A 21,739-nucleotide genomic window follows, 5' to 3' on the forward strand; every position below is an offset into this window, starting at 1 on the left:
GGCACCAGATGGAAGGCAATGCGATCGAGGTGGACATCAAGGTCCCCAACAAGACCCGGTACCTGAGCCTGATCGGCAGGATCGGGGAGGACATCGCCCGCGAGCTGGAGCGCTACAGCGGGGACCGGGAGACCTTGGCCTACCACCTGAACCTGGTGCTCACCGAGGCGATGGTGAACGCCATCAAGCACGCCGGCCCCAAAGAGCCGGAGAAGCTGGTCCGCATCGTCATCACCATCCGCCTCGATGACCTGACCATCCGGGTCTACGACGACGGCCAGGGTTTCGACATCAACTCGATCCCGCCGCCCAACTTCGAAGAACTTGAGGACCGGGGGCGCGGCATCTTCCTGATCCGCTCGCTGATGGATTCGGTTTCCTACCGAAAGAACTGCAAGGAGAACATCCTGGAGATGAAGAAGAAGCTGGTGTAACCCACCTACCCCTTACGCACGCGGTAGATCACCATCGCGACCCCCACGAGAAACATGGGAAGACTCAAAAGTTGCCCCATGGAAAGCCCCCCCGCCAGAAAGCCGAGCTGAGCGTCGGGTTCCCGGACGAACTCCACCAGGAACCGGAAAAGCCCGTAGAGCCCGATGAAGGACCAGAACACCACCCCTTCCTGTTTCACCCGGTGCGAGATGATCCAGAGCACCAGGAACATCACCGGCCCTTCCAAGAACGCCTCGTAGAGCTGCGAGGGGTGCCGCGGCAGCGGTCCGCCGGTCGGGAAAACCATACCCCAGGGGACGTCGGTGATCCGGCCGTAGAGTTCGCCGTTGATGAAGTTGCCGATGCGCCCAAGCCCCAGCCCCACCGGACCGGCCAGGAATCCGATGTCGGCGATCTGGTAGAAGCGGATCTTGCGTTTGCGCAGGTAGATGAACCCGCCGACGATGGCGCCGGTGAGCCCGCCATGGAAGGACATCCCCCCTTCCCAGACCGCGAAGAGTTTCAGGGGATGCTCGAGATAGTAGGAGAAGTTGTAGAACAGGATGTAACCCAGGCGCCCGCCGAGGATGACCCCCATGGCCACGGTGAAGATGAGGTCAGCGACGTCGTCCTTGGTAAGCGGCAGCCCCTTCCGCTTCACGCCTGCCGAGATGATGAAGTAGGCGGCGATGAAGCCGCAGATGTACATCAGTCCGTACCAGCGAAATTCCAGCGGTCCCAGTTTGAGGAACACCGGGTCGATATGGGGAAAAGTCATGCACGTGCTCCAGGTTGTAGTGGGGCTGCTAAGCTAGCAGCAAACTGGCGGGGTGTCAATCGCGGCCGCCAACAGGCACCCCGCCGTTACAACGACGGCGGGGGCACCCTTTGGAAAACTGGCGAGAGAGGTAGGGTCTGCGGCTACTTAGCGTCCAGGCTCGCACCGGACCGGGCAGCGCTATCGCGCAACTGTTCCACCCGTTTTTTCTGTTCCAGTACCCGGTACTCTTCCTGCTTCAGGGTGTTCTGCAGAGAGAGGTACTCGGAGCGCGACATCTTCGAGTTGTCGGCGAGGCGGGCTTTCAGGTCGGCCACGTTGTTCTCCATCGCCTGCAGATTCACCTTGGCACTCAGGTACTCGTTGCGCTGGGCCGCATCTTCCTTGGCGCTGGTCCCCGTTTTCTCCTTGCCCGCCGGGGGGTGGGCCACAGGATCCTTTCCCTTGCCCTTGGCCGACTCCACCGAATCGATGATCTGCGGCGCGCCGCTCTCGTCGACCCCCAGCACCTTCACCTTCTTGCGGTATTTCTTGGGCACCTTACCGAGGTCCTCGGTGAAGTTGATGGTCCCCCGGCTATCGGTCCATTGATAGGTGACGGCACCGGCGGTAAACGGGCAAAAAAGGAAAAGCAGCACAAGCAGTTTCTTCATTTCCCTCTCCTTTGGCGTAGCGGCTACGGGATGGTACCACTGCAGTCAAGCAGGTGGCCCCCTCCCCTTACGGGGGGTTCTTCCAAGCCCGGTTAGCCCGGAGGCCACCCGAGGTTGCGGCCGGCCAGCAGGTGGAAGTGGATGTGGAAGACCGATTGTCCCGCTCCGGCGTTATTGTTGTTCACGATGCGGAAGCCGTCTTCGGCGACGCCGCGCTCCCGCGCCAATTGCGCCGCGGCCCGGTAGACCCGGCCGATCAGTTCGTCGTTGGCCGGAGCGAGATCGAGCGAGTTCACCAGGTGTTCCTTGGGGATCACCAGGATATGGACCGGCGCCTGGGGGTTGATGTCCTCGATGGCGAAGAGCGCATCGTCCTCGAACACCTTCTTGACCGGTATGGCCCCGCTGGCCATTTTGCAGAAGAGACAATCATTCATAAAGCCTCCTTGAACTCAATTGACAGTTGACGATTGACAATTGACTATGAATAAGCCGAAAAAGCACCCAATGGCAGGTTGGCAGGGAACAGTAGCCGTGCCAGTTAACTGCGGCAGAAAAGGGGACAGACACCCTGCGGAGCCAGTCCCCTCCACCAGCGCAAACATTGTCAATTGTCCACTGTCAATTGTCAATTGCCTTTAGAGTCTTCTTCAGGTAGATCAGGAACTCTTTGTTCCCCTTGGGTCCCAGGATCGGCGATTCGCAGACGCCCAGCACTTCAAGCCCCAGCCCCACGGCGAGCTCGGTGATCCCTTCCACGACTTCCTCGTGCTTCTTGGCGTCGCGCACCACGCCACCCTTCCCCACCTGGCCGCGCCCCACCTCGAACTGCGGCTTGATGAGTGCCACGATGCGCCCGGTCGGGCCGATCAGGCGCAGGGTCTGCGGCAATACCTTGTCCAGCGAGATGAAGGAGGCGTCGATGACCGCCAGCTCCGGCAGCTCGGGGAGTGTTTCCGGCTCCAGGTAGCGGATGTTGGTCTTCTCCAGGTTCACCACCCGCGGGTCCTCGCGCAGCTTCCAGGCGAGCTGCCCGTAACCCACGTCCACCGCGATGACCAGGCGCGCCCCGCGCTGCAACAAGCAGTCGGTGAATCCGCCCGTGGAGGCTCCCACGTCGATGGCGGCCAGCCCCGCGACCACGATGTCGAAGTGCTCCAGTCCCTTGGCGAGTTTCAGCCCACCGCGGCTTACGTAGGGAAGCGGCTCCCCCTTGAGGCGGATCTCCGCCTCGACCGGCACCATGAGGCCTGCCTTGTCGGCTAGGTGGTCGTCCACCACCACCTGCCCGGCCATGATGAGTGCCTTCGCCTTCTCGCGCGACGGCGCCAGCCCACGCTCGAAGACGAGTTTGTCCAATCTCTCTTTAGTCACCGTCTCCCTCGCTAGTACAGGCCGTGCAGCGGCCCGCCCGGGGCAGCCAGTTGATCCACGCGACGCTCCACCTCCGGATCCTCGACAAGCGGCGGCGCGTGGTGCGGTTTCACCCGCGCGTCGATGACCAGGGGGCCTCGGCAGCCCCAGTGCTTGGCAGCGGTAAAGGCGCCTACCCCGTAGAGGTCGGCAGCCGGATCGGAGCGGGTGAAGGTAACCCAGAGGAAGTTGTTGAGACTTTCGGCCGTGAAGCGGCTGTCGTCACAAGCCACGATGAGCGGGAAGGCCTCGAGCCCCGGCACGCTCTCCAAGAAGCTGCAGAGCTTTTCGAGTTCAGGATCCGCCTCACCCTTGGCAAGCCGGCAAGGCGGGCCTTGCAGTGCCAGCACGCCGGGAAGACAGATGCCTGGGGCGCTCCACCCTGCCGGGAGACGGAAGTCGGCGGGAAGCTCGGTCCCCAGTTCGCGACGTTTCTCACCCACACCGGCGAGCACCAGTTTCGAGCCGCTGTTCAGCCCCGATCCCGAGTAGTCCAGGGTATCCATGGTGGTGGCGGTCTGGAAGTGCAGGTCGCAGCGCGGGTCGAAGCGCTCCAGCACGTGCGAGAGGAAGGCCGGGATGTCGTGGATATCGAGCTGCGGCGCATCTTCGTGGGTCGCGATCATCAGGTACTTCGCCAGGGAGAGCTGCCCCTGCCCGAGGATGGCGTTCGCGATGGTGAGGATCTCCTGGGGGGTGCGCTTTTCGCAGTAGGGCACGTAGCGCTCGCTCCCTACTGCCAAAAGCAGCGGGTGCACCCCCGCGGCGTCCACCGCGTGGACCGCGCGCACGCCGGGGACCACGGTCGGGATGAGCGGACCGGTCAGTTCGTGAATGAAGGCGCCGAAGGAGGTGTCCTCCTGGGGGGGGCGTCCCACCGTGGTGAAGGGCCAGATGGCGCCATCGCGGTGGTAGACGTTCTCCACCTTAAGGACCGGGAACTTGTGTGCCAGGCTGTAATAGCCGAAGTGGTCACCGAAAGGACCTTCGGGGAGGGTTTTCTCGGGGTCGATGATGCCGGTGATGACGAAATCGGCCTCGGCGGGCATGGGCAGTCCCCCCTCGCGCTCGACCATCTCGATGCGGTGCCCGGCCAAAAGACCGGCAAAGGAGAGTTCCGGCATCCCCTCGGGAAGCGGCATCACGGCAGCCACCGTCATGGAGGGGGCGCCCCCCACAAAGATGCTCACCCGGAAGGGGGCCTTCTTTTCCAGAGCCTCGGCGTGGTGAAAGCCGATGCCGCGGTGGATCTGGTAGTGGATGCCGATCTCGGCGTCCTGGCGGTACTGGCCACCGGAGAGTTGCACCCGGTACATGCCAAGGTTCGAGTGGCGCACCCCGGGTGCGTTGAGGCTTTCCGAGTAGACCTGGGGGAGCGTGATAAAGGCGCCGCCGTCGTCGGGCCAGGATTTGAGCTGGGGGAGGCCGCTTATCGTGGTGCGATTGGCGAGGATAGGACCGTCCGTCACCTTCTTGGGGAGCAGGTGCCAGGCCGCGGGCAGCACGGAGGCGAGCGCGGCAGGTTCCTTTAAAAGGTAGCGCGGGTCGATCTTGAGCTGAACCAAGCGTTCGATGGCCTTCAGGGTGTCGCGGAAGATGAAGCGGGTGCGTTCCAGGGTGCCGAAAAGGTTTCCCAGCATCGGGAAGTTCGAGCCTTTGACCCTGGTGAAGAGGAGTGCCGGGCCGCCGGCCTGGTAGACCCGTCTCTGGATCGACCCGATCTCCAGGTCTGCCGAGACTTCCTGATCGATGGGGATGAGCGAACCGTTACGCTCCAGATCCGCAACGCACGCGGCAAGATTTCGATATCCCAACCGTACCCTCCGGGGAAAATGATGGCTAAAATTGCAGGGTTATTTTTAAAGCACCCCCGCTGGCAAGTCAACCAAAACCTGAGCAGGGATGAAGGGGATAAAAGGCAAAACCGTTAACAGGGATGAAAGGGATACAGGGGATAAAACAAAACCCTGTCAAACTGGACCGGCCTTAACCGCCAACGATCAAGGCCGAATGGTTGGCGGGTATTATTTAACAGGGATGAAGGGGATACATGGGATAAAGCAAAACCTTGTCAAACTGGACCGGCCTTAACCACCAACGACCAAGGCCGAATGGTCGGCGTGGATTTTTAACAGGGATGAAGGAGATACATGGGATAAAGCAAAGCCCGGTAAAACCGGTCCGGCCTGTACCGTCAACGATCAGGGCCCAACACCTCGCCGTGTTTTTATCCCATTTATCCCATTCATCCCTGTTAGATTTCTGAAGTTATCCTCCCCTTCATCCCATGCATCCCTGTCAGGTTTACGTGGTTTTTATCCCATTCGTCCTATTTATCCCTGTTAGATTTTCCTGGTTCTCATCGCCTTCATCCCATGCATCCCCGTTAAAAACTTGACCGCACCGCGACATAAGTAGTATCAAGCAGATACCCCGAACGACAGAACCCTTTGCCGTACCGGAGTCTCTTTGCCGCGCTACACGATCTTCAGAAAGATCCTGATCATCACCCTGCTCCTGTCGCTGGCGCCGCTCCTTGTCACGTCCACCATTCTGCTCATCAACCTGCAGTCCATCAGCTCCAGTCTCTCTGCCGAAATCTCCGAATCCGACGACCTCCAGGCCTCCGAATCATTGAAGATGCGCGCCCGACAGGTGGCGGAGAACGTCTCAGATTTTCTGCACCAGTGCGAAAGCGACCTGGTATTTCTATCACGCACCAAGCTGGACCGCCCCACCCTGCTGGAGTTCTACCGCACCCGGCGTTCGGAGGTCTGGCAACGTAACGGCAACGGCAAAGCCCCCCAGGAGGTGCGCGGCCTCTTGCCGCTCTACCGGTCGGTAACCCTCATCGACGCCACCGGGCAAGAGCAGATGATGATCAAGGACGACCGGTTCGTCCCCGCCGCCCAGTTGCGCAACATCGCAGACCCTGCCCGCACCGAGTACCTGAGCGAGGATTACTTCAACCGTATCAAGCGGCTCAAACCCGGCGAAATCTACGTCTCGCATTTAACCGGCTTCCACGTTTCACGCCAGGAGCAGTTGGCCGGCGCCACCACCCCCGAAACGGCCTACAACGGTACCACCTACCAAGGGGTGATCCGCTTCGGCGCGCCGCTCTTTGACCCGGACGGGCGCTTCGCGGGAATGGTGCTGCTCTCGCTGGACCACCGCCACCTGATGGAGTTCACCCAGCACATCGATCCCGGCAAGAACTTCTCCACGGTGTTCCCCTCCTACAACAGCGGTAACTACGCCTTCTTGTTCGATGACGAGGGATGGATCATCACCCATCCCAAGTTCTGGGACATCAGGGGGCTCGACCGTAACGGCAAACCTGTTCCGGCCTACACTGAACACTCCAGCAAGATCGACATCGATACCGGTCGGATCCCCTTCAACCTGGACCGGGCCGGATTCGTGCACCCAAGTTACCCCAAGGTGTCGGCCGCGATCCGGCACAAGCAGATCGGCTACGTCGACATCACCAACGTAGGGGGAGCCAAGAAGATCATGGCCTACGCCCCGATCCCCTACGACACCGGTGACTACCAGAAGTACGGGATCTTCGGCGGAGTTACCATCGGCTTCCAGGTGGACCAGTTCCACGAGGCGGCCCGCAAGGGGAGCCGGCTCATCAACCGGCAACTCGGCCGGCACCGCTCCACCTCGGCCATCATCATCCTGGCCACCGCGCTGGTCTCGGCGCTCACCGCCTGGCTCCTGTCGCGCGGCATCAGCATCCCGCTCAAACAGTTGAACGAGGGGGCCCACAAGCTCGCCGCCGGCGACAGCCACGTGCGCGTCCCGGTCACCTCGGCGGACGAGATCGGCGAACTGGCCGGGACCTTCAACTTCATGGCCGACGAGTTGGAGTCACGCAAGCAGAGCATCCTCTCGACCCTGGACGAGCTCAGGAACTCGCGGCTGGAAATCCTGGACGAGCGTAACTTCAAGACCAGCGTCCTCGAGAGTATCTCGAGCGGCATCGTCACCTTCTCTCCCGACGGGAGGATGACCTCGATCAACCGGACCGGACGTCTGTTCCTGGGGGATTCGGCACAGGAAGGGGACCATTACCGAGAAGTGTTCGCCGGGTGGGAGGGGCTTGCCGAGCACATCGACCGGGTACTCTCCGGCGCGCAAGGTTTCGGGCGCGAGCCGTTTCGCTTCGAGCGCGGAGCCGGCCGGACTAACTTCGATGTCGGGTGCTTCCCTATCGGCGCCGAGGCGGAGAAGGGGCTCACCGTTACCCTGCGCAACGAGACGGAAAAGGAGAAACTGCGCGAGGAGATGATGCGCCTGGATCGCCTCGCCTCGCTCGGCAAGCTCGCGGCCGGCATCGCCCACGAGGTAAGAAACCCGCTCACCGGGATTTCGCTGCTGCTCGACGACCTGCACGACCAGGCCGCCGCGGGTTCCCAGGACCAGCTCATGATCAGCAAGGCGCTCGAGGAGATATCCCGGGTGGAGGGACTCATCAACTCGCTGTTGAACTACTCCTCCCCGGCGCGCGCCGAGTTCCGTGAGACCGACCTGAACCGGGTGGTGCACGACACCGCTCTCCTGATGCGGCGCCCTTGTGAACGCGGCGAGGTGTTCCTGACGCTGGAAGAGCAACCGATCCCCCCGTTCAAGCTGGATCCCGAAAAGATTAAGCAGGCCCTCATGAACATCATCCGCAACGCCCAGGAGGCCCTGCCGCAGGGTGGCAGGATCACCATTAGCACCTTTACCCGTGGGGAGTTTGCCATCATTGAGATCGGAGACGACGGCCCCGGGATCGATCCCGAGGATCTGCCGCTCATCTTCGAGCCGTTCTTCACCAGAAAGGGTGCCGGCACCGGTTTGGGGCTATCCATCACCCAGCGCATCGTGGAAGAACACCGGGGAAGGATCAGCGTGAAGAGTGACCCCGGCAGCGGCACCCTCTTTAGCCTCGAACTGCCGATGCGACGGGGACAGGAGACGTCTCCGGGACAGGTGCCAACGCCACCTGAGACAGGGGAGCCTCGGTGACGCCAGGTCCCAAATAAGTACAGGCTGCCAAGCTCGGATGATTTCTTTTTACTGAGCAGTAACGACGCTGAGAGGAGAAAACTCGAAGCTGTGGCCCACGGACTTGAAGCAGAGGTCTGCTGACTTGAAGGCAAGGTTAACCTGTTACCCGTACAGCCGCCGGGTTGCCAGGGCACCAGGCAACCGCTGAAGGAATAAACCATGGAAAAAATCCTCATCATCGACGACGAAGCCTTCATCTGCGAAAACGTGGAGCGGATTCTCTCCAGCGAAGGATTCCAGGTTCTAACTGCAGCCTCCGGCCAGCAGGCACGCGACATCGTCTCCAGCGAGGAGATCGACCTGGCGCTACTCGACCTGAACCTGGGGCGCGAGAACGGCATCGAGATCCTGAAATCCCTGAAAGAGCTCGACCCTGAGCTCCTGGTGATCATCATAACCGGCTATGGATCGGTGGAGAGTGCGGTGGAGTCGCTTAAACTGGGCGCCTTCCACTACATGAAGAAGCCGTTCAAGTCGGACGCCCTGCGCCTCATCGTCAAACTGGCCTTGAAAACCCAGACCCTGAAGCGCGAGGTGCGTAAACTCAAACAGACCGGCGGGATGTTTCCGGGGCGCTCACCCATCATCGGCCGCAGCGAGGCCTTCCACGAGATCGCAGCCCAGGTGAGGGAGATCTCCCGCATCCCGTCCACGGTCCTCATCACCGGCGAGTCGGGAACCGGCAAGGAGTTGGTGGCTCGCGCCATCCATGATTACTCCGACCGCAAGGACGCCCCATTCATCGCCATCAACTGCGCCTCAATTCCGGCCGCACTTCTGGAAAGCGAACTCTTCGGGCATGAAAAGGGCGCCTTCACCGGTGCCAGCAGTCGCAAAAAAGGGCTTTTCGAAGAGGCTCACCAGGGGACAATCTTTCTTGATGAGATCGGCGAGATGGACATGGCGATGCAGGTGAAACTCCTGCGCGTACTCCAGGAGCGGACCTGCCGCCGTGTCGGAGCCGTGAAAGATATCGGCATCGACGTCCGGGTGGTCGCAGCCACCAACCGCGACCTGAAGGCGCGCATCGCCGACAAGAGCTTCCGCGAGGACCTCTACTACCGGCTCAATGTCTTTCCCATTCACATCCCGCCGCTTAGGGAGCGCCCGGCCGACATCGCCGCCCTCGCCTCGTACTTCCTGGACAGCTTCAGCCGCTCCTTCGGCCGGGGCTTCCGGGACGTTTCACCGGTAGCAGAGCGCCTGATGGAGCTCTACAGCTGGCCAGGCAACATCAGGGAGCTGAGAAATGTCATCGAGCGCATCTGCATCATGCGCAGCGGTCCTACCCTGCTCCCCGAGCATCTCCCCCAGGAGATCAGGGGCGGCCAGCCGGCGCAGACCAGCGAAGGGCTCGGTTCCATCACGCTTGCCATGCTCCCCCCGGACCTCGGTCTCGAGGAGGCCATGGGCGCCATCGAAAAGGCCCTGATTGCTGAGGCCTTGCAACAGACTGCCGGCAACGTGCTGCAGACGGCACAGATCCTGAGAATCCCGCGCGGCACCTTGCGGTACAAGATGGAGAAGTACGGGCTGTAATTCACACCACCGACATGGACGCCCTGTTACCCCCGTCTGATTTTAAAGCCACGACCTCACGTGCTGAGATCCCCGTGAGACACGGCAGGCGAACTAACGCCCTCCCCTTTGCGAAGCTTCCTCCAAACTCTCGGTACGTATCGATCCTTTTACCGTGCAGCGCTGTAGGGCCCCCCAGGTTCTCCCCTATAGAAATGGGGAGCCAGAGGGTATTCGTTTCCCTTTTCCTAAGAGGAGAGCGCACGGAATCCATCAGCACCTTGTTCTATTTTTTCACACCCCATCCAAAGCTCCCAGACTTCAATTAGTCACCGTTTATTGGTGAGCCTGTGGCTCCGGTTTTGGCAACTATCCGCCACAGGGTTGGCCAATTTCCGCCACCACACCCTTCCTCCAACCTCCCTAAACCGTCTTTCTGAACTTTTCAACTCCACCTTTTAAGCTACTTAGCGAAGATCAACGATGGTACCGCAATTGCAATAGAACCATGTCTCGTATACGCATTCAGCACTCCTCACCTAGCCGCACGTTTTAATGTTGAATGTTGCACCTGCACCTCAAAAAATAAAACAACGAGCCATTTCACCATCACACCAAGGAGGAAGACAATGAAATTTAACGCCCTGCTGAAAAGCCTGGTCGTAGGCGCCGTAGCTCTCGCCCTGCCGATGACCGCAGCCGCCGCACCGATCGTCATCAAGTTCAGCCACGTGGTAGCCCAGAACACCCCGAAAGGCCAGGCAGCAGATTACTTCAAGAAGCTCGCCGAAGAGCGCACCAAAGGGCGCGTGAAGGTCGAGGTCTACCCGAACAGCCAGCTCTACAAGGACAAGGAAGAGATGGAAGCCCTCCAGCTGGGCGCCGTACAGATGCTGGCACCGTCGCTCGCCAAGTTCGCCCCCTTGGGCGTGAGGGAGTTCGAGGTGTTCGACCTCCCCTACATCTTCGACAACTACCAGGAGTTGCACAGGGTAACCCAGGGTCCGGTCGGCCAGAAGCTCCTGAAGAAACTCGAGCCCAAGGGGATCCTGGGGCTCGCCTACTGGGATAACGGCTTCAAGGTGATGAGCGCCAACAAGCCGCTCAAGCACGTCGCCGACTTCAGAGGCCAGAAGATGCGCATCCAGTCCTCCAAGGTGCTCGACTCCCAGATGCGCTCCTTAGGCGCCATCCCGCAGGTCATGGCGTTCTCCGAGGTGTACCAGGCACTGCAGACCGGCGTCGTGAACGGCACCGAGAACCCCCCTTCCAACCTGTACACCCAGAAGATGCACGAGGTGCAGAAGTACGTGACCGTATCGGACCATGGCTACCTGGGCTACGCCGTTATCGTGAACAAGAAGTTCTGGGAAAGCCTCCCCAAGGACATCCGTGCCGCACTGGAAAGCGCCATGAAGGACGCCACCAAATTTGCCAACGACGTGGCTAAAAAAGACAACGACGAGGCCCTGGAAGGCGTGAAGAAGTCCGGCCGCTCCCAGATCATCACCCTGACCGCCCAAGAGAAGAACGAGTGGAAAAAAGCGATGGACAAGGCCCACAAGGAAAACGTGAGCCGTATCGGTGCCGACATCGTCAAAGAGGTCTACCAGGCCACCGGTTACACCTCAAACTAAAGAAACAGTGCGTAAAAGGCCGCTGCCGTAACGGCAGCGGCCCCAGGTATTAGCGATCGTTCCAGGAGACACGTCATGATGAAATACCTTGACCACCTAGAGGAGTGGATCATCACCTTCCTCATGGGCGCAGCAACGCTCGTCATCTTTCTTTCGATTATTCATCGGTATGCCGCGGGATTTCCCATCCCGGGGCTCCAGGACTGGCTGATCAACATCCGCTTCAGCTGGGCCCAGGAACTCTGCATTTACATGTTTGTCTGGATGGCGAAGTTCGGGGCCGCCTACGGTGTGCGCTCCGGCATCCACGTGGGCGTCGATGTCCTGGTGAACCGTCTCCCCGTCGACTGGCGCACCAAGGGGGTCATGGTTTCCATCATCTGCGGCACCCTCTTCACCGGCATCATCGGCACCCTGGGTGCCACCTTCGTGTGGGAAAACGGGCTGCACTACGCCCTGTTCCACAAGCTGGGGCTGGCCACCGGGGACATCCCCGAGGGTCCCATCACCCCGGACCTCGAGTGGCCTACCTGGTTCATCTACTCGGCGGTTCCTCTCGGCTCCTATCTCATGTGCTTCCGGTTCATACAGGTCGGCTGGCGTTTCCTGAAGACCGGGCAGTTGCCGCACAACCATCATGACGAAGCCCACGTCGAAGGGCTGGAGGAAGAGTCCATCGAGAAGTCCGAGCTGTACCCGGCCAATTCCGATGCCGCCGCGGGAGGTACCGTAAAATGAGCATGGAGAATATCGCAGCATTACCTCTTATGAGCAAACCGAAGGCTGCGGGCTGGCTGATCGGCATCTCGGTCGTCCTGCTGGGCGTCGGGTTCATCTATGGAAACGTCGGCATCGTCTTCGCCCTGCTCCTGGCACTGATGCTGACCGGGGTTCCGGTCTCCATCGCGTTGGGCCTTACGGTACTGACCTTCCTCTACCTGTTGACCAACGTCCCTATCGAGGCCGTGGCACTCAAGCTCTTTACCGGCATCGAGAAGTTCGAGATCATGGCGATCCCTTTCTTCATCCTGGCCGGCAACTTCCTGACCCACGGCGGCGTGGCGCGCAGGATGATCGAATTCGCCACCAGCATGATCGGGCACTTAAACGGCGGTCTCGCCCTGGCCGGCATCGTCGCCTGCGCCATGTTTGCCCTGGTCTGCGGATCGAGCGTCGCTACCGTGGTCGCGATCGGCTCCATCATCCTGCCGGCCATGGTGCAGCACGGCTACCCGATGCGCTTTGGCGCGGGGGTGATCGTCTGCGCCGGATCGCTGGGGATCCTGATGCTCCCATCCATCCCCAAGGTCATCTACGCCATCTCGACCAACACCTCCATCGGCGCGCTCTTCGTCGCCGGCCTCTTCCCGGGGATGCTTTTGACCGCCATGCTCTGCGTGGTGACCTGGTACGTCGCCAAGAAGCGCGGCTACCCGCGGCTGCCCAAGGCCAGCTGGGGGCAACGACTGGTAGCGTTCCAAAAGAGTGTCTGGGGGCTCATGCTGGTGGTAATCATCATCGGCGGCATCTACTCCGGCATCTTCACCGCCACCGAAGCGGCCGCCATGTCCGCCGTGTACGCCTTCTTCATCTCGGTCTTCATCTACAAGGACATGGGGATGAAGGATGTGCCGCGCGTGCTCTTGAAGTCCGCCAACCTCTCCGCGATGCTGCTCTACATCATCACCAACGCGGTGCTGTTCTCCTTCCTGATGTCGCATGAGAACATCCCGCAGGCGATGGCCGACTGGATCCTCGGTAAGGACCTGGGTGTGGTCACCTTCCTTATCTTCGTCAACATGGTGCTGCTGTTGGCCGGTAACGTCATGGAGCCCTCTTCCATCATCCTGATCTTCGCGCCGATCCTGTTCCCGGCGGCGATGAAACTGGGGATCGACCCGGTGCACTTCGGCATCCTGATCGACGCCAACATGGAGGTGGGCCTGTGCCACCCGCCGGTCGGCCTCAACCTCTACGTGGCGAGCGGCATCTCAAGGCTCAGTATCACAGAGTTGACAGTGGCGGTCATGCCATGGCTCATGACGATGGTGGTCTTCCTGATCATCGTCACCTATTGGCCGTCACTGTCCATTTGGCTACCGAAGATGATGGGGATGATGTAAGCGAGGAAACGCCATGTCCAATGCAGCAAACAACCTGTCCATCTACCTCATCGTGCTCTGTAACGCCCTGTGCCACGCCATGCTGATCTGGCGGCTGAAGCTCGATACCGCTAGCAAGCTCAGGTTCTGCGCGCTAGGCGGCGGTATTCCCCTTGCGGTCATCCTGGCCATGCGGCTCATGGTCGCTATCGGGGTGATGCACGCACGGGTTGCCGAGCAGGGGATGTTGGAGCGCAGCATCACGATGCTGGGGAGCGTCCTGCTCCTGGCCGGGCCGTTTCTGGCCACGGGTGCGGCCCTCATGTACCGGAGGAGGAGCCAGGTGGAGGTCTCAGCAGGTTGAAGAGGATTTGAGTAAGTTGCAAATTAAAGGGGCACCCTGGTCACTACACTGGGGTGCCCCTTTAATTTGTCATCAGGGAAGTCCGGTAAATATTGCCCTACCCACCACGTCACTCACTATGTCCCACACCCCGCTTTCCATTGCAACGGGAAGACAGCAGGGTGTTGCTCGTTCTTGACCTGAGTTTCTGTGGCCTACTCTCTGAATTGCTTCAGCGCCTTTCGGTTTGACTGGCATTACTGCGCCTCAATGAGTATAGTAGCCAGACTCAGGGGCCCTGTGTCCCTTCCCGAGCCTCACTTCCCTGCCGCTATCGGCCCGTGCTGGAGTTTTTTTGATGTCGACATTGCTGGTGGTCATCTTCGTCGTCGCCTATGCCGCAATCGCCCTCGAGCACCCCATCAAGGTGAACAAGTCCTCGTCGGCGCTTCTGGGGGCCGGCCTGCTCTGGACGGTGTACGCGATGCTTTCCCCGGACCAGCACCTGGTGGCGGAGCAGCTCGGGGCATCGCTCTCTGCGACGGCCCAGATCGTCTTCTTCCTGATCGGCGCGATGACCATCGTCGAGGTGGTCGACGCCCATAACGGGTTCGACATCATCACCGCCCGGATCAAGACCAACCGGCTTGCCACGCTGATGTGGCTGGTGGGCTTCGTCACCTTCTTCCTCAGCGCAGTGCTGGACAACCTGACCACCACCATCGTGATGATCTCGTTGATGAAGAAGCTTTTGGATCGTCAGGAAGATCGCCTGTTCTTTGCCGGAATGATCGTGATTGCTGCCAACGCGGGCGGAGCCTGGACCCCGATCGGCGACGTTACCACCACCATGCTCTGGATCGGCGGGCAGATCACCAGCGTCTCCATCATCAAGAGCCTGTTCCTCCCCTCGCTGGTGAACCTGGTCCTGCCGCTATGCGCGGTAGCCTTGATGCTTCGGGGGCGCGACGTCGTGGCACCGCTGCGAACCGACGAGAACGGGCTTTATCAGACGACCCTCTTCGAGCGGAACCTCATGTTCTGCACGGGAATCGGCATCCTCGTCTGTGTACCGGTCTTCAAAACCGTCACCCACCTCCCGCCCTTTATGGGGATCCTCTTCGGGCTCGGGATCCTCTGGCTGGTCGGAGACCTGGTGCATCGCAAGAAGGAAGAGCTGGACAAGCAGCACCTCACCCTGGCCCACGCCCTCATGAAGATCGACATGAGTTCCATCGTGTTTTTCATCGGGATACTGCTTGCCGTGGCTACCCTGGAGCACACCCACCTGCTGGCGGCCTTGGCCAGTTGGCTGGACCACAGCTTCGGGCGACTGGACGTCATCGTCACCCTGATCGGCCTGGCAAGCGCGATAGTGGACAACGTCCCGCTCGTGGCAGCCTCTATCGGGATGTACCCGCTCGCCCAGCACCCGGTCGACAGTTTCCTGTGGCAATTCATGGCCTACTGTGCCGGCACCGGCGGTTCGATCCTGGTAATCGGTTCCGCTGCAGGGGTGGCGGCGATGGGACTGGAGAAAATCGAATTTTTCTGGTACTTGAGAAAGTTCTCGGTACTTGCCCTGCTGGGGTATTTCGCAGGGATCGGAGTCTACCTGGTGCAGCGAGGAATGGCACCCTAAACGGCAGGACTAGGCGCTGGGCGCCCACAGCAGGCGAATCGATATGACCAACATCGGGACTCAGGTCCAAAAGTTCAAGCAACTCTTCCTCGACTTTCTGGCGAACGAGCAGACCTCGGGGATCTTGCTGATCATCTGCACGGCGGTTTCGGTTGCGCTGGCAAACTCACCGCTCGGACACACCTACCAGGAGTTCTGGCACACGACGCTAGGCTTCGATCTTGCCGGCATCGAGGTCCGGCAGTCACTGGTACACATGATCGACGACGGTCTGATGACCGTGTTCTTTCTGTTGATCGGCCTGGAGATCGAGCGTGAAGTGTACGTGGGTGAACTCTCCAGCCTGAAGCACGCCTCGCTCCCTATCTTCGCTGCCCTAGGCGGCATGGCCGTCCCGGCGCTAATGCACTACCTCTTCAACGCGGGGATTCCCACGCAGGCGGGATTCGGCATCCCTACCGCCACCGACATCGCTTTCGCCCTCGGGATCCTGGGGCTTTTTGGCAACAGGGTGCCGCTCTCACTCAAGGTTTTCCTCACCGCCCTCGCCATCATCGACGACTTGGGAGCCATCCTCCTGATCGCCATTTTCTACGTCAGCGACTTTTCCTTCTGGTATCTCTCGCTGGCCCTGGGAATCTTCGCTTTACTCGTCGTCCTGAACCGGATGAGGGTGCTCTGGCTCCCAGCCTACCTGCTCCCCGGCGCCGTCATGTGGTACTTCATGCTGAAGTCCGGGATCCACCCGACCATTGTCGGCGTGCTGCTCGCTTTTGCTATTCCCTTCGGCGGCGGGAGCGAGAATTTCCCCTCCTACCGACTGCAGCACGCCCTGCACAAACCGGTTGCGTTCCTCATCATGCCGATCTTCGCCATGGCCAACACCGGCATCGTGGTAGACCGTGAGGCGTTCACGCAGCTGCTCTCTCCCAACGCCCTGGGTATCCTGTCCGGCCTGGTCCTGGGCAAGCCGTTGGGCATCGCGCTGTTCAGCCTGCTCGCGGTGTCGCTGGGGCTCTCCCAACTTCCCAGCATGGTGAATTGGAAGCAGCTGATCGCTGTCGGATTCCTGGCCGGCATCGGGTTCACCATGTCCATTTTCATCACCCTGCTCGCCTACAATGACCCCGGCACGGTACAGGTCTCCAAGCTGAGCATCCTGGTAGCTTCCCTCATTGCCGGTAGCCTCGGTTTCCTCATTCTGCACCGTACCACCTCATCTGGTCCCCCCTCGACATAGGCACCTCCAATGCGGCCCTTCCGTAGGGTGGTCGACACGGATGAATCGGTTATCCGTTCGCACACCGGCTACCTCTACTAACACCAGCTGCACTCTTGACTTTGGAAAGCTTCCCTTTAAGTTTCTTAAGTCGCGCTAAAGATGGTACAGAGCCAAGGTGTACGGGAGAAGCATGCGCCAGCGCATAGCTCAAGACATCTACGACCGGATCAACAACGGCATCTACGATTCGGAGCGGGAACAGTGGTGGGAACCAGGCTCGGCGCTCTACCTGATCAAGGGGTCACTCAACCCGGCGCGCCTCGGGTTCGTGAAGCGGGTGCTGGAGCGTGAGCTGCGCTGGAGCCTGCCGGGGCGCTCCGCACTCGAGGTTGGCTGCGGCGGGGGGATCCTCACCGAGGAGATCGCCCGCCTCGGCTTTCGAACCGCGGGTGTGGACCCAGCCGAGCACTCGCTGCGCATCGCCGAAGAGCACGCCACCCAAAACGGCCTCGCCATCAGCTACCGAAAAGGAAGCGGCGAGGCCCTCCCCTACCCTGACGCCAGTTTCGATGCACTCTTCTGCTGCGACGTCCTGGAGCATGTGCGCGATCTCCCCCGGGTCGTCGCGGAAATCTCCCGGGTGCTGAGGCCGGGCGGCGTCTTTTTCTACGACACCATCAACCGGAGTTGGGCCTCGAAGCTCATCGCGATAAACCTGGCGCAGCGCTGGAAACGCTGGGCCTTTTTGCCGGAAGACCTGCACGTCTGGGAGATGTTCATCAAGCCGACCGAGATGAAGGCGCTCCTGGCCTTGAACGGGCTGGTCTGGCGCGAGCACCGGGGGCTCCGTCCGAACGCCTCGCCCCTCACCGTGCTGCGCTGCCTCAGACAGCGCGCCCGGGGCGAGCTCGATTTTGCCGAACTCGGCAGGCGCCTGAGCCTGGTCGAGTGCGGGGCTACGGGGCTCATGTATCTCGGTTACGCGGTGAAAGGGTAGAGGGCGCAGAAACACCCGCCCTTCATGTGAGTAAAGCTGACTCCCGTAGACACGTCCCCTCTCCCAGAGAGGGGGGGGAAACGCCCCCGAGATCGTCCCTTGCCTGAAGAACAGGGGTGAAGGTGTCGGCCAAGGCACGGAGGGATTATGAAAGCACAGGAATTTCAAGAAGCTGCAGGCTGCACTGACGAGGTCCTCAGCACCGCGCACAACTGCCGACACTACGCCATGTGTAAGGTGGACTTCCTGGGCAACGGCGTCTGCGCCTCGGGGCCGCAACGCGGTTTCGTAGCATTTTACCCCCAGGGGCACATGGACCTCTACGCGGCGCTCAGGGACGGGGGAGCACCGGTCACCTCCGGTGCCCTGGCGGTGGCGGACAGCTGCGACCTCTGCGGCAAGTGTGATCACCAGTGCTATTTCGTGACGGAGTTGCGCCCCACCCGGGTAATGCGAGCCTTGAAAGAGCACCTCGCCGCCTATCTCCAAGCCGGGGGACGCGTGGAATCCGAGGCCGAGGATCCGGTATTGGCGAGGATCCGCGAGATCGTGGGGGACCAGTGGGCGACGAACGATCGGGCCATCGCCGTCACCTACTCGCACGACCCCAGCCCCATCGCGGTCCCCAAACTTCCGGCCTACGTGGTGCTGCCAGGGTCCGCCGAGGAGGTGGCGTCCCTTTTGCGGCTCTTCAAGGAGACAGGTATCCCTTGGACGGCACGCGGCAACGGCAGCAACATCCTGGGCTTCGAGCTTGGCGAGGGAGCCATCATCGACTTGAACCGAATGCGGGAGATGAGCTTCGACGAGAAGAACTGGTCGGTACGCGTCGGCCCGGGAGTGTCGGCCTTCGAGCTGCAGAGCGCGGCTGTAGCCCGCGGCTTCCGGGTCCACGTCGCCGAACCGGCGGCACTGGTCCTGGCGAGCATCATGTGCTCAGGGATCCTCTCCCTGTTCGCGACGAGCTACGGCACTTCCGCCGAGGGGGTGCTTGATGCACGCTTCGTCGCTCCGGACGGTAGCACCTTTTCCATGAACCAGAAACAGGGCCCGAACCTCTTCGCCTTCGCCCCTGCTCCCCAGACCACGCCGGGAATCTGCGTATCCGCAGACCTGAAGCTGCACCCGAAGACGGACGACGAAGAGGGAGCCCTGATCCCCTGCAGCACCCTGGCGGCCGGGCTCGAGCTCTCCCGGGAGCTGGCCCAGCGGCGCATCGGCTTTGCCGTCGGTGTCCTGGGAATCGAGTACGTCGCCTCTTTCATGGCGCCTACCCAGGAGCTTGCCAACCAGGCGAAGCAGGTCTTCGGGGAGCGCCTGGGGATGGCCTGCCTGGTGTTGGTCCTGGGGGACCGCTACGCAATGGGAAGCCTGAAGCAGATGGGGCACCCGCTCATCGACCAGCGCCTGTTCCGAACCCTCAACCTGGGACTCCCCCACCTGGCGAGCGCCCCCTGGCTCGACCTTTTGACCCAGCTTGCCCTGGACGAGCCCTTTGGGTACCTGAAGGCGGAAGGGTTTGCCGAACTCGCCGAAACGGCACTGGCCCCATCACCGCAGCGGCTCGCCCGTGCGGTGCACCCGGAGCTGCGCGAGTTCCACGAGAAACTCTACGCGCGTCCCGAGCTCACCGACCTGGTCTGGCTCAACATGTTCCGGATCACCAGTTCGCGCATCGGCCGAGAGAAGCATTTCTTCCCGATCCTTTTGTACCTGCCGCTGGAGGCCGGGCTCATCGAAGAGCTCTGCGCGCGGTTCCAGGCGATCGCCCAGTCACGCGGCATCAAGCACGAGGTCGGATTCCTGGCCCCCATCGACAGCGGCAAGCGCTGCATCTTCGAGTACGACTACTACGTGGACCAGTGTGATGCCGGGGAGATCGAACGGGTGCGTGAGGCGGTAGGTGCGGTAGCCGCCGTCATCGACGAGGTTGGTGCCAGGACGGGGACGCTGCGCTGGATGCGCTACGTGCTCTACCAGGGATTTTGCCGGATGGAGAACCTGCTCTATACCGAAGTACCGCGGGGGTGACTCCAACAAGAATAAGGAGCAGATCTGATCTTTAGCCAGCGACAGGGTTCTCGCGTCTCCCCCTTTGGAAAAGGGGGGACAGAGGGGATGCACCTTTCTGACTACCTTACTACTGAGCAGGGTGAATCTATGCTCGTCGAGGTTTTCCTCTGGCAGGGCTTGGGATTGCTGGGTTGCGATTTGTTAGGCAGGTGCTGTTAGAGACGGAGGCTGTGCTTGAGACGATTTCTCAAATCAGCAGGAAAAAGCGAATCCCCCCTGTCTCTCCTTTTTCAAAGGGGTGAACGTGAGGCTGCCTGCAGTGCAGCGGGGAACCGACACGCGCAGGCAAAATTCGTCCTGACAGGCGCCACCGGTTTCCTGGGTAGCCACCTGATGGCGGAGTTATTGCGCCGCGGCCATGCGGTGCTGGCACTGGGAAGGTCGGCGGGGGGATCAACCCTTCAAGAGAGGATCGCCCGGCAGCTCGACTGGTTCGGGCTTCAACCGGCAAGCGAGCAGTTACAGTGCGTCGAGGCGGACCTGCTCAAGCCTCACCTCGGACTGGCCCCGGCTGCCTACCGCGCTCTCTGCCGCCCGGCAACCTTCGTGCACCTCGCCTCCGATACCAGGTTCGCCGCTGCCAACCGGGCGGCGTCCCTGGCTACCAACGTCGGAAGCCTCGCCGCCGTCCTCGACTTCGCCCGGGACTGCTCAGCCCCCTTCTTCCACTACGTCAGTACCGCCTACGTCTTCCCCGCCGAATCCGCCCTGTGCCGCGAAGAGCCGGTGGCACTGGGGGAGTTCGCCAACATCTACGAGGAGAGCAAGGCGCGCGCCGAGCTCGAGGTGATCAGCCGCTGTCGAGATCTTGCCCTCCCCTACAGCATCCTGCGCCCTTCCATCGTCTACGGCGACTGCCAGACCGGCCGGTCCAACAGCTTCACCGCCCTCTACCACCACGTCAAGGCCCTCGAGTTGATCCGGGACATCTACCTGAACGACCTCACCAACCAAGGGGGCGCCAAGTCCCGGTTAAGCGGCATCGAACGCGCTCCCGACGGCACCTTGAAGCTCCCCTTGCGTATCGTGCTCCCCCGCAAAGGGCACCTGAACCTGATACCCATCGACTTCTTCCTTGCCGCGACGCTGCAGATCCTCAGCGCCCCCCGCCCTGACACCATCTACCACCTCACCAGCCGCACCCCGAGCACGATGGAAGAGCTGGCGAGCTTCTGCGAGAACTTCCTCGGCATCGAGGGGATCGAGATCTGTTATGGCGCAGAGCCCGGCAACTGGCGCCCCAACCCTGCCGAGGCGCTCTTCAACAAGCTGATCGAACCCTACCGCCCCTACCTGAGCGACACCCGCAGCTTCGACAGCGCGAACCTGGATGCCGTTGCCCCAGAAATCGTGGCACCCACGCTCAGCTACCCGATCTTCGAACGCTGCATGCGCTACGCGGTCGAGGTGAACTGGGGTGCCACTCACAGAAACGGCAGCGGTTTTCCCGTCCGATAGGCCAGGGCCTGGCAAACGGCCATGAGGCGTCCCTCCTGGTCGGTGACCCTGATCTCGTAGTTGGCGGTCTTGCGAGTGGCGGATATCTCGCGCGCCTCGGCACGCAGCCTCGCCCCGCTCTCCGGGCTCGCCACGAAGTTCACGTTCACGCTGAGCGCCACGGTCACCTCGCCCGAGGTCTGGCAGACCGTCTCGAACGCCTCATCGATGAGCGAGAAGATCGCTCCGCCGTGGGCTCTGCCGAACAGGTTGTTCATTCGTTCGGGGTGATACTGCATCTCCACCGCGGAAAATCCCGCCTCCAGCTCCTGCAGTTCGAGGCCAAGCGTCCGTGCATAAGGTTCCTCGATCACTGACCGGAATATCGCCTCGCGTATCTTTTGATCCATTGGTTCCCCCCATTC

General features: G+C 61.2%; 18 protein-coding genes. 12 read left to right on the forward strand and 6 right to left on the reverse strand.

Annotation, left to right across the window (positions count from 1 at the left end):
- The first annotated feature begins 8 nt into the window (after positions 1–8).
- Complete coding sequence (locus H7688_RS01830) at positions 9–434, forward strand: ATP-binding protein (protein ID WP_183359317.1); 426 nt, start codon at positions 9–11, stop codon at positions 432–434.
- Positions 435–439: 5 nt separating this feature from the next.
- On the opposite strand, the gene lgt is transcribed toward H7688_RS01830, so the two are convergent.
- The 5 genes from lgt to H7688_RS01855 all read right to left on the reverse strand — a co-directional run bounded on the left by lgt (position 440) and on the right by H7688_RS01855 (position 5,093).
- The gene (gene lgt, locus H7688_RS01835) at positions 440–1,213 is read right to left on the reverse strand and encodes a prolipoprotein diacylglyceryl transferase (protein ID WP_183359318.1); all 774 of its coding nucleotides are present in this window, start codon (positions 1,211–1,213) and stop codon (positions 440–442) included.
- A gap of 143 nt (positions 1,214–1,356) precedes the next feature.
- On the reverse strand, positions 1,357–1,866 hold the full coding sequence (locus H7688_RS01840; protein ID WP_183359319.1) for a DUF4124 domain-containing protein: 510 nt from the start codon (positions 1,864–1,866) through the stop codon (positions 1,357–1,359).
- 92 nt (positions 1,867–1,958) lie between these two features.
- Complete coding sequence (locus H7688_RS01845; RefSeq protein ID WP_183359320.1) at positions 1,959–2,303, reverse strand: histidine triad nucleotide-binding protein; 345 nt, start codon at positions 2,301–2,303, stop codon at positions 1,959–1,961.
- A 184-nt stretch (positions 2,304–2,487) separates the two neighbouring features.
- Complete coding sequence (locus H7688_RS01850; RefSeq protein WP_183359321.1) at positions 2,488–3,240, reverse strand: TlyA family RNA methyltransferase; 753 nt, start codon at positions 3,238–3,240, stop codon at positions 2,488–2,490.
- Positions 3,241–3,251: 11 nt separating this feature from the next.
- On the reverse strand, positions 3,252–5,093 hold the full coding sequence (locus tag H7688_RS01855; protein ID WP_183359322.1) for a UbiD family decarboxylase: 1,842 nt from the start codon (positions 5,091–5,093) through the stop codon (positions 3,252–3,254).
- Positions 5,094–5,748: 655 nt separating this feature from the next.
- On the opposite strand from H7688_RS01855, the gene H7688_RS01860 reads away from it, so the two are divergent.
- The 11 genes from H7688_RS01860 to H7688_RS01910 all read left to right on the forward strand — a co-directional run bounded on the left by H7688_RS01860 (position 5,749) and on the right by H7688_RS01910 (position 21,335).
- Positions 5,749–8,301 (forward strand): PAS domain-containing sensor histidine kinase, encoded by a 2,553-nt coding sequence (locus tag H7688_RS01860; RefSeq protein ID WP_183359323.1) that lies wholly within the window; start codon positions 5,749–5,751, stop codon positions 8,299–8,301.
- A 201-nt stretch (positions 8,302–8,502) separates the two neighbouring features.
- On the forward strand, positions 8,503–9,882 hold the full coding sequence (locus H7688_RS01865) for a sigma-54-dependent transcriptional regulator (RefSeq protein ID WP_183359324.1): 1,380 nt from the start codon (positions 8,503–8,505) through the stop codon (positions 9,880–9,882).
- 608 nt (positions 9,883–10,490) lie between these two features.
- Positions 10,491–11,498, forward strand: a complete 1,008-nt coding sequence (locus tag H7688_RS01870) for a TRAP transporter substrate-binding protein (protein WP_183359325.1) — start codon at positions 10,491–10,493, stop codon at positions 11,496–11,498.
- 75 nt (positions 11,499–11,573) lie between these two features.
- A complete protein-coding gene (locus tag H7688_RS01875) occupies positions 11,574–12,236 on the forward strand; it encodes a TRAP transporter small permease (protein WP_183359326.1) in 663 nt (220 codons plus the stop codon).
- A gap of 29 nt (positions 12,237–12,265) precedes the next feature.
- Complete coding sequence (locus tag H7688_RS01880) at positions 12,266–13,621, forward strand: TRAP transporter large permease (protein ID WP_281379380.1); 1,356 nt, start codon at positions 12,266–12,268, stop codon at positions 13,619–13,621.
- 13 nt (positions 13,622–13,634) lie between these two features.
- Positions 13,635–13,964: a hypothetical protein gene (locus H7688_RS01885; RefSeq protein ID WP_183359328.1), complete on the forward strand. Its 330-nt coding sequence runs from the start codon at positions 13,635–13,637 to the stop codon at positions 13,962–13,964.
- Positions 13,965–14,301: 337 nt separating this feature from the next.
- The gene (gene nhaD, locus H7688_RS01890) at positions 14,302–15,585 is read left to right on the forward strand and encodes a sodium:proton antiporter NhaD (RefSeq protein WP_183359329.1); all 1,284 of its coding nucleotides are present in this window, start codon (positions 14,302–14,304) and stop codon (positions 15,583–15,585) included.
- Between the two features lie 43 nt (positions 15,586–15,628).
- Positions 15,629–16,825 carry a Na+/H+ antiporter NhaA gene (gene nhaA, locus H7688_RS01895; protein WP_183359330.1) on the forward strand — a complete coding sequence of 399 codons (1,197 nt, stop codon included), beginning with the start codon at positions 15,629–15,631 and terminating at the stop codon, positions 16,823–16,825.
- A gap of 172 nt (positions 16,826–16,997) precedes the next feature.
- On the forward strand, positions 16,998–17,804 hold the full coding sequence (gene ubiG / locus H7688_RS01900; RefSeq protein ID WP_183359331.1) for a bifunctional 2-polyprenyl-6-hydroxyphenol methylase/3-demethylubiquinol 3-O-methyltransferase UbiG: 807 nt from the start codon (positions 16,998–17,000) through the stop codon (positions 17,802–17,804).
- A gap of 147 nt (positions 17,805–17,951) precedes the next feature.
- Positions 17,952–19,835, forward strand: a complete 1,884-nt coding sequence (locus H7688_RS01905) for an FAD-binding oxidoreductase (RefSeq protein ID WP_183359332.1) — start codon at positions 17,952–17,954, stop codon at positions 19,833–19,835.
- A gap of 339 nt (positions 19,836–20,174) precedes the next feature.
- Positions 20,175–21,335, forward strand: a complete 1,161-nt coding sequence (locus tag H7688_RS01910; protein WP_281379392.1) for an SDR family oxidoreductase — start codon at positions 20,175–20,177, stop codon at positions 21,333–21,335.
- On the opposite strand, the gene H7688_RS01915 is transcribed toward H7688_RS01910, so the two are convergent.
- Positions 21,302–21,724: a PaaI family thioesterase gene (locus H7688_RS01915; RefSeq protein ID WP_183359334.1), complete on the reverse strand. Its 423-nt coding sequence runs from the start codon at positions 21,722–21,724 to the stop codon at positions 21,302–21,304. The two genes, H7688_RS01910 and H7688_RS01915, sit on opposite strands and share 34 nt — an antisense overlap.
- Between the last annotated feature and the right edge of the window lie 15 nt (positions 21,725–21,739).

This window comes from Geomonas limicola, assembly GCF_014193675.1.
Taxonomy (GTDB): domain Bacteria; phylum Desulfobacterota; class Desulfuromonadia; order Geobacterales; family Geobacteraceae; genus Geomonas; species Geomonas limicola.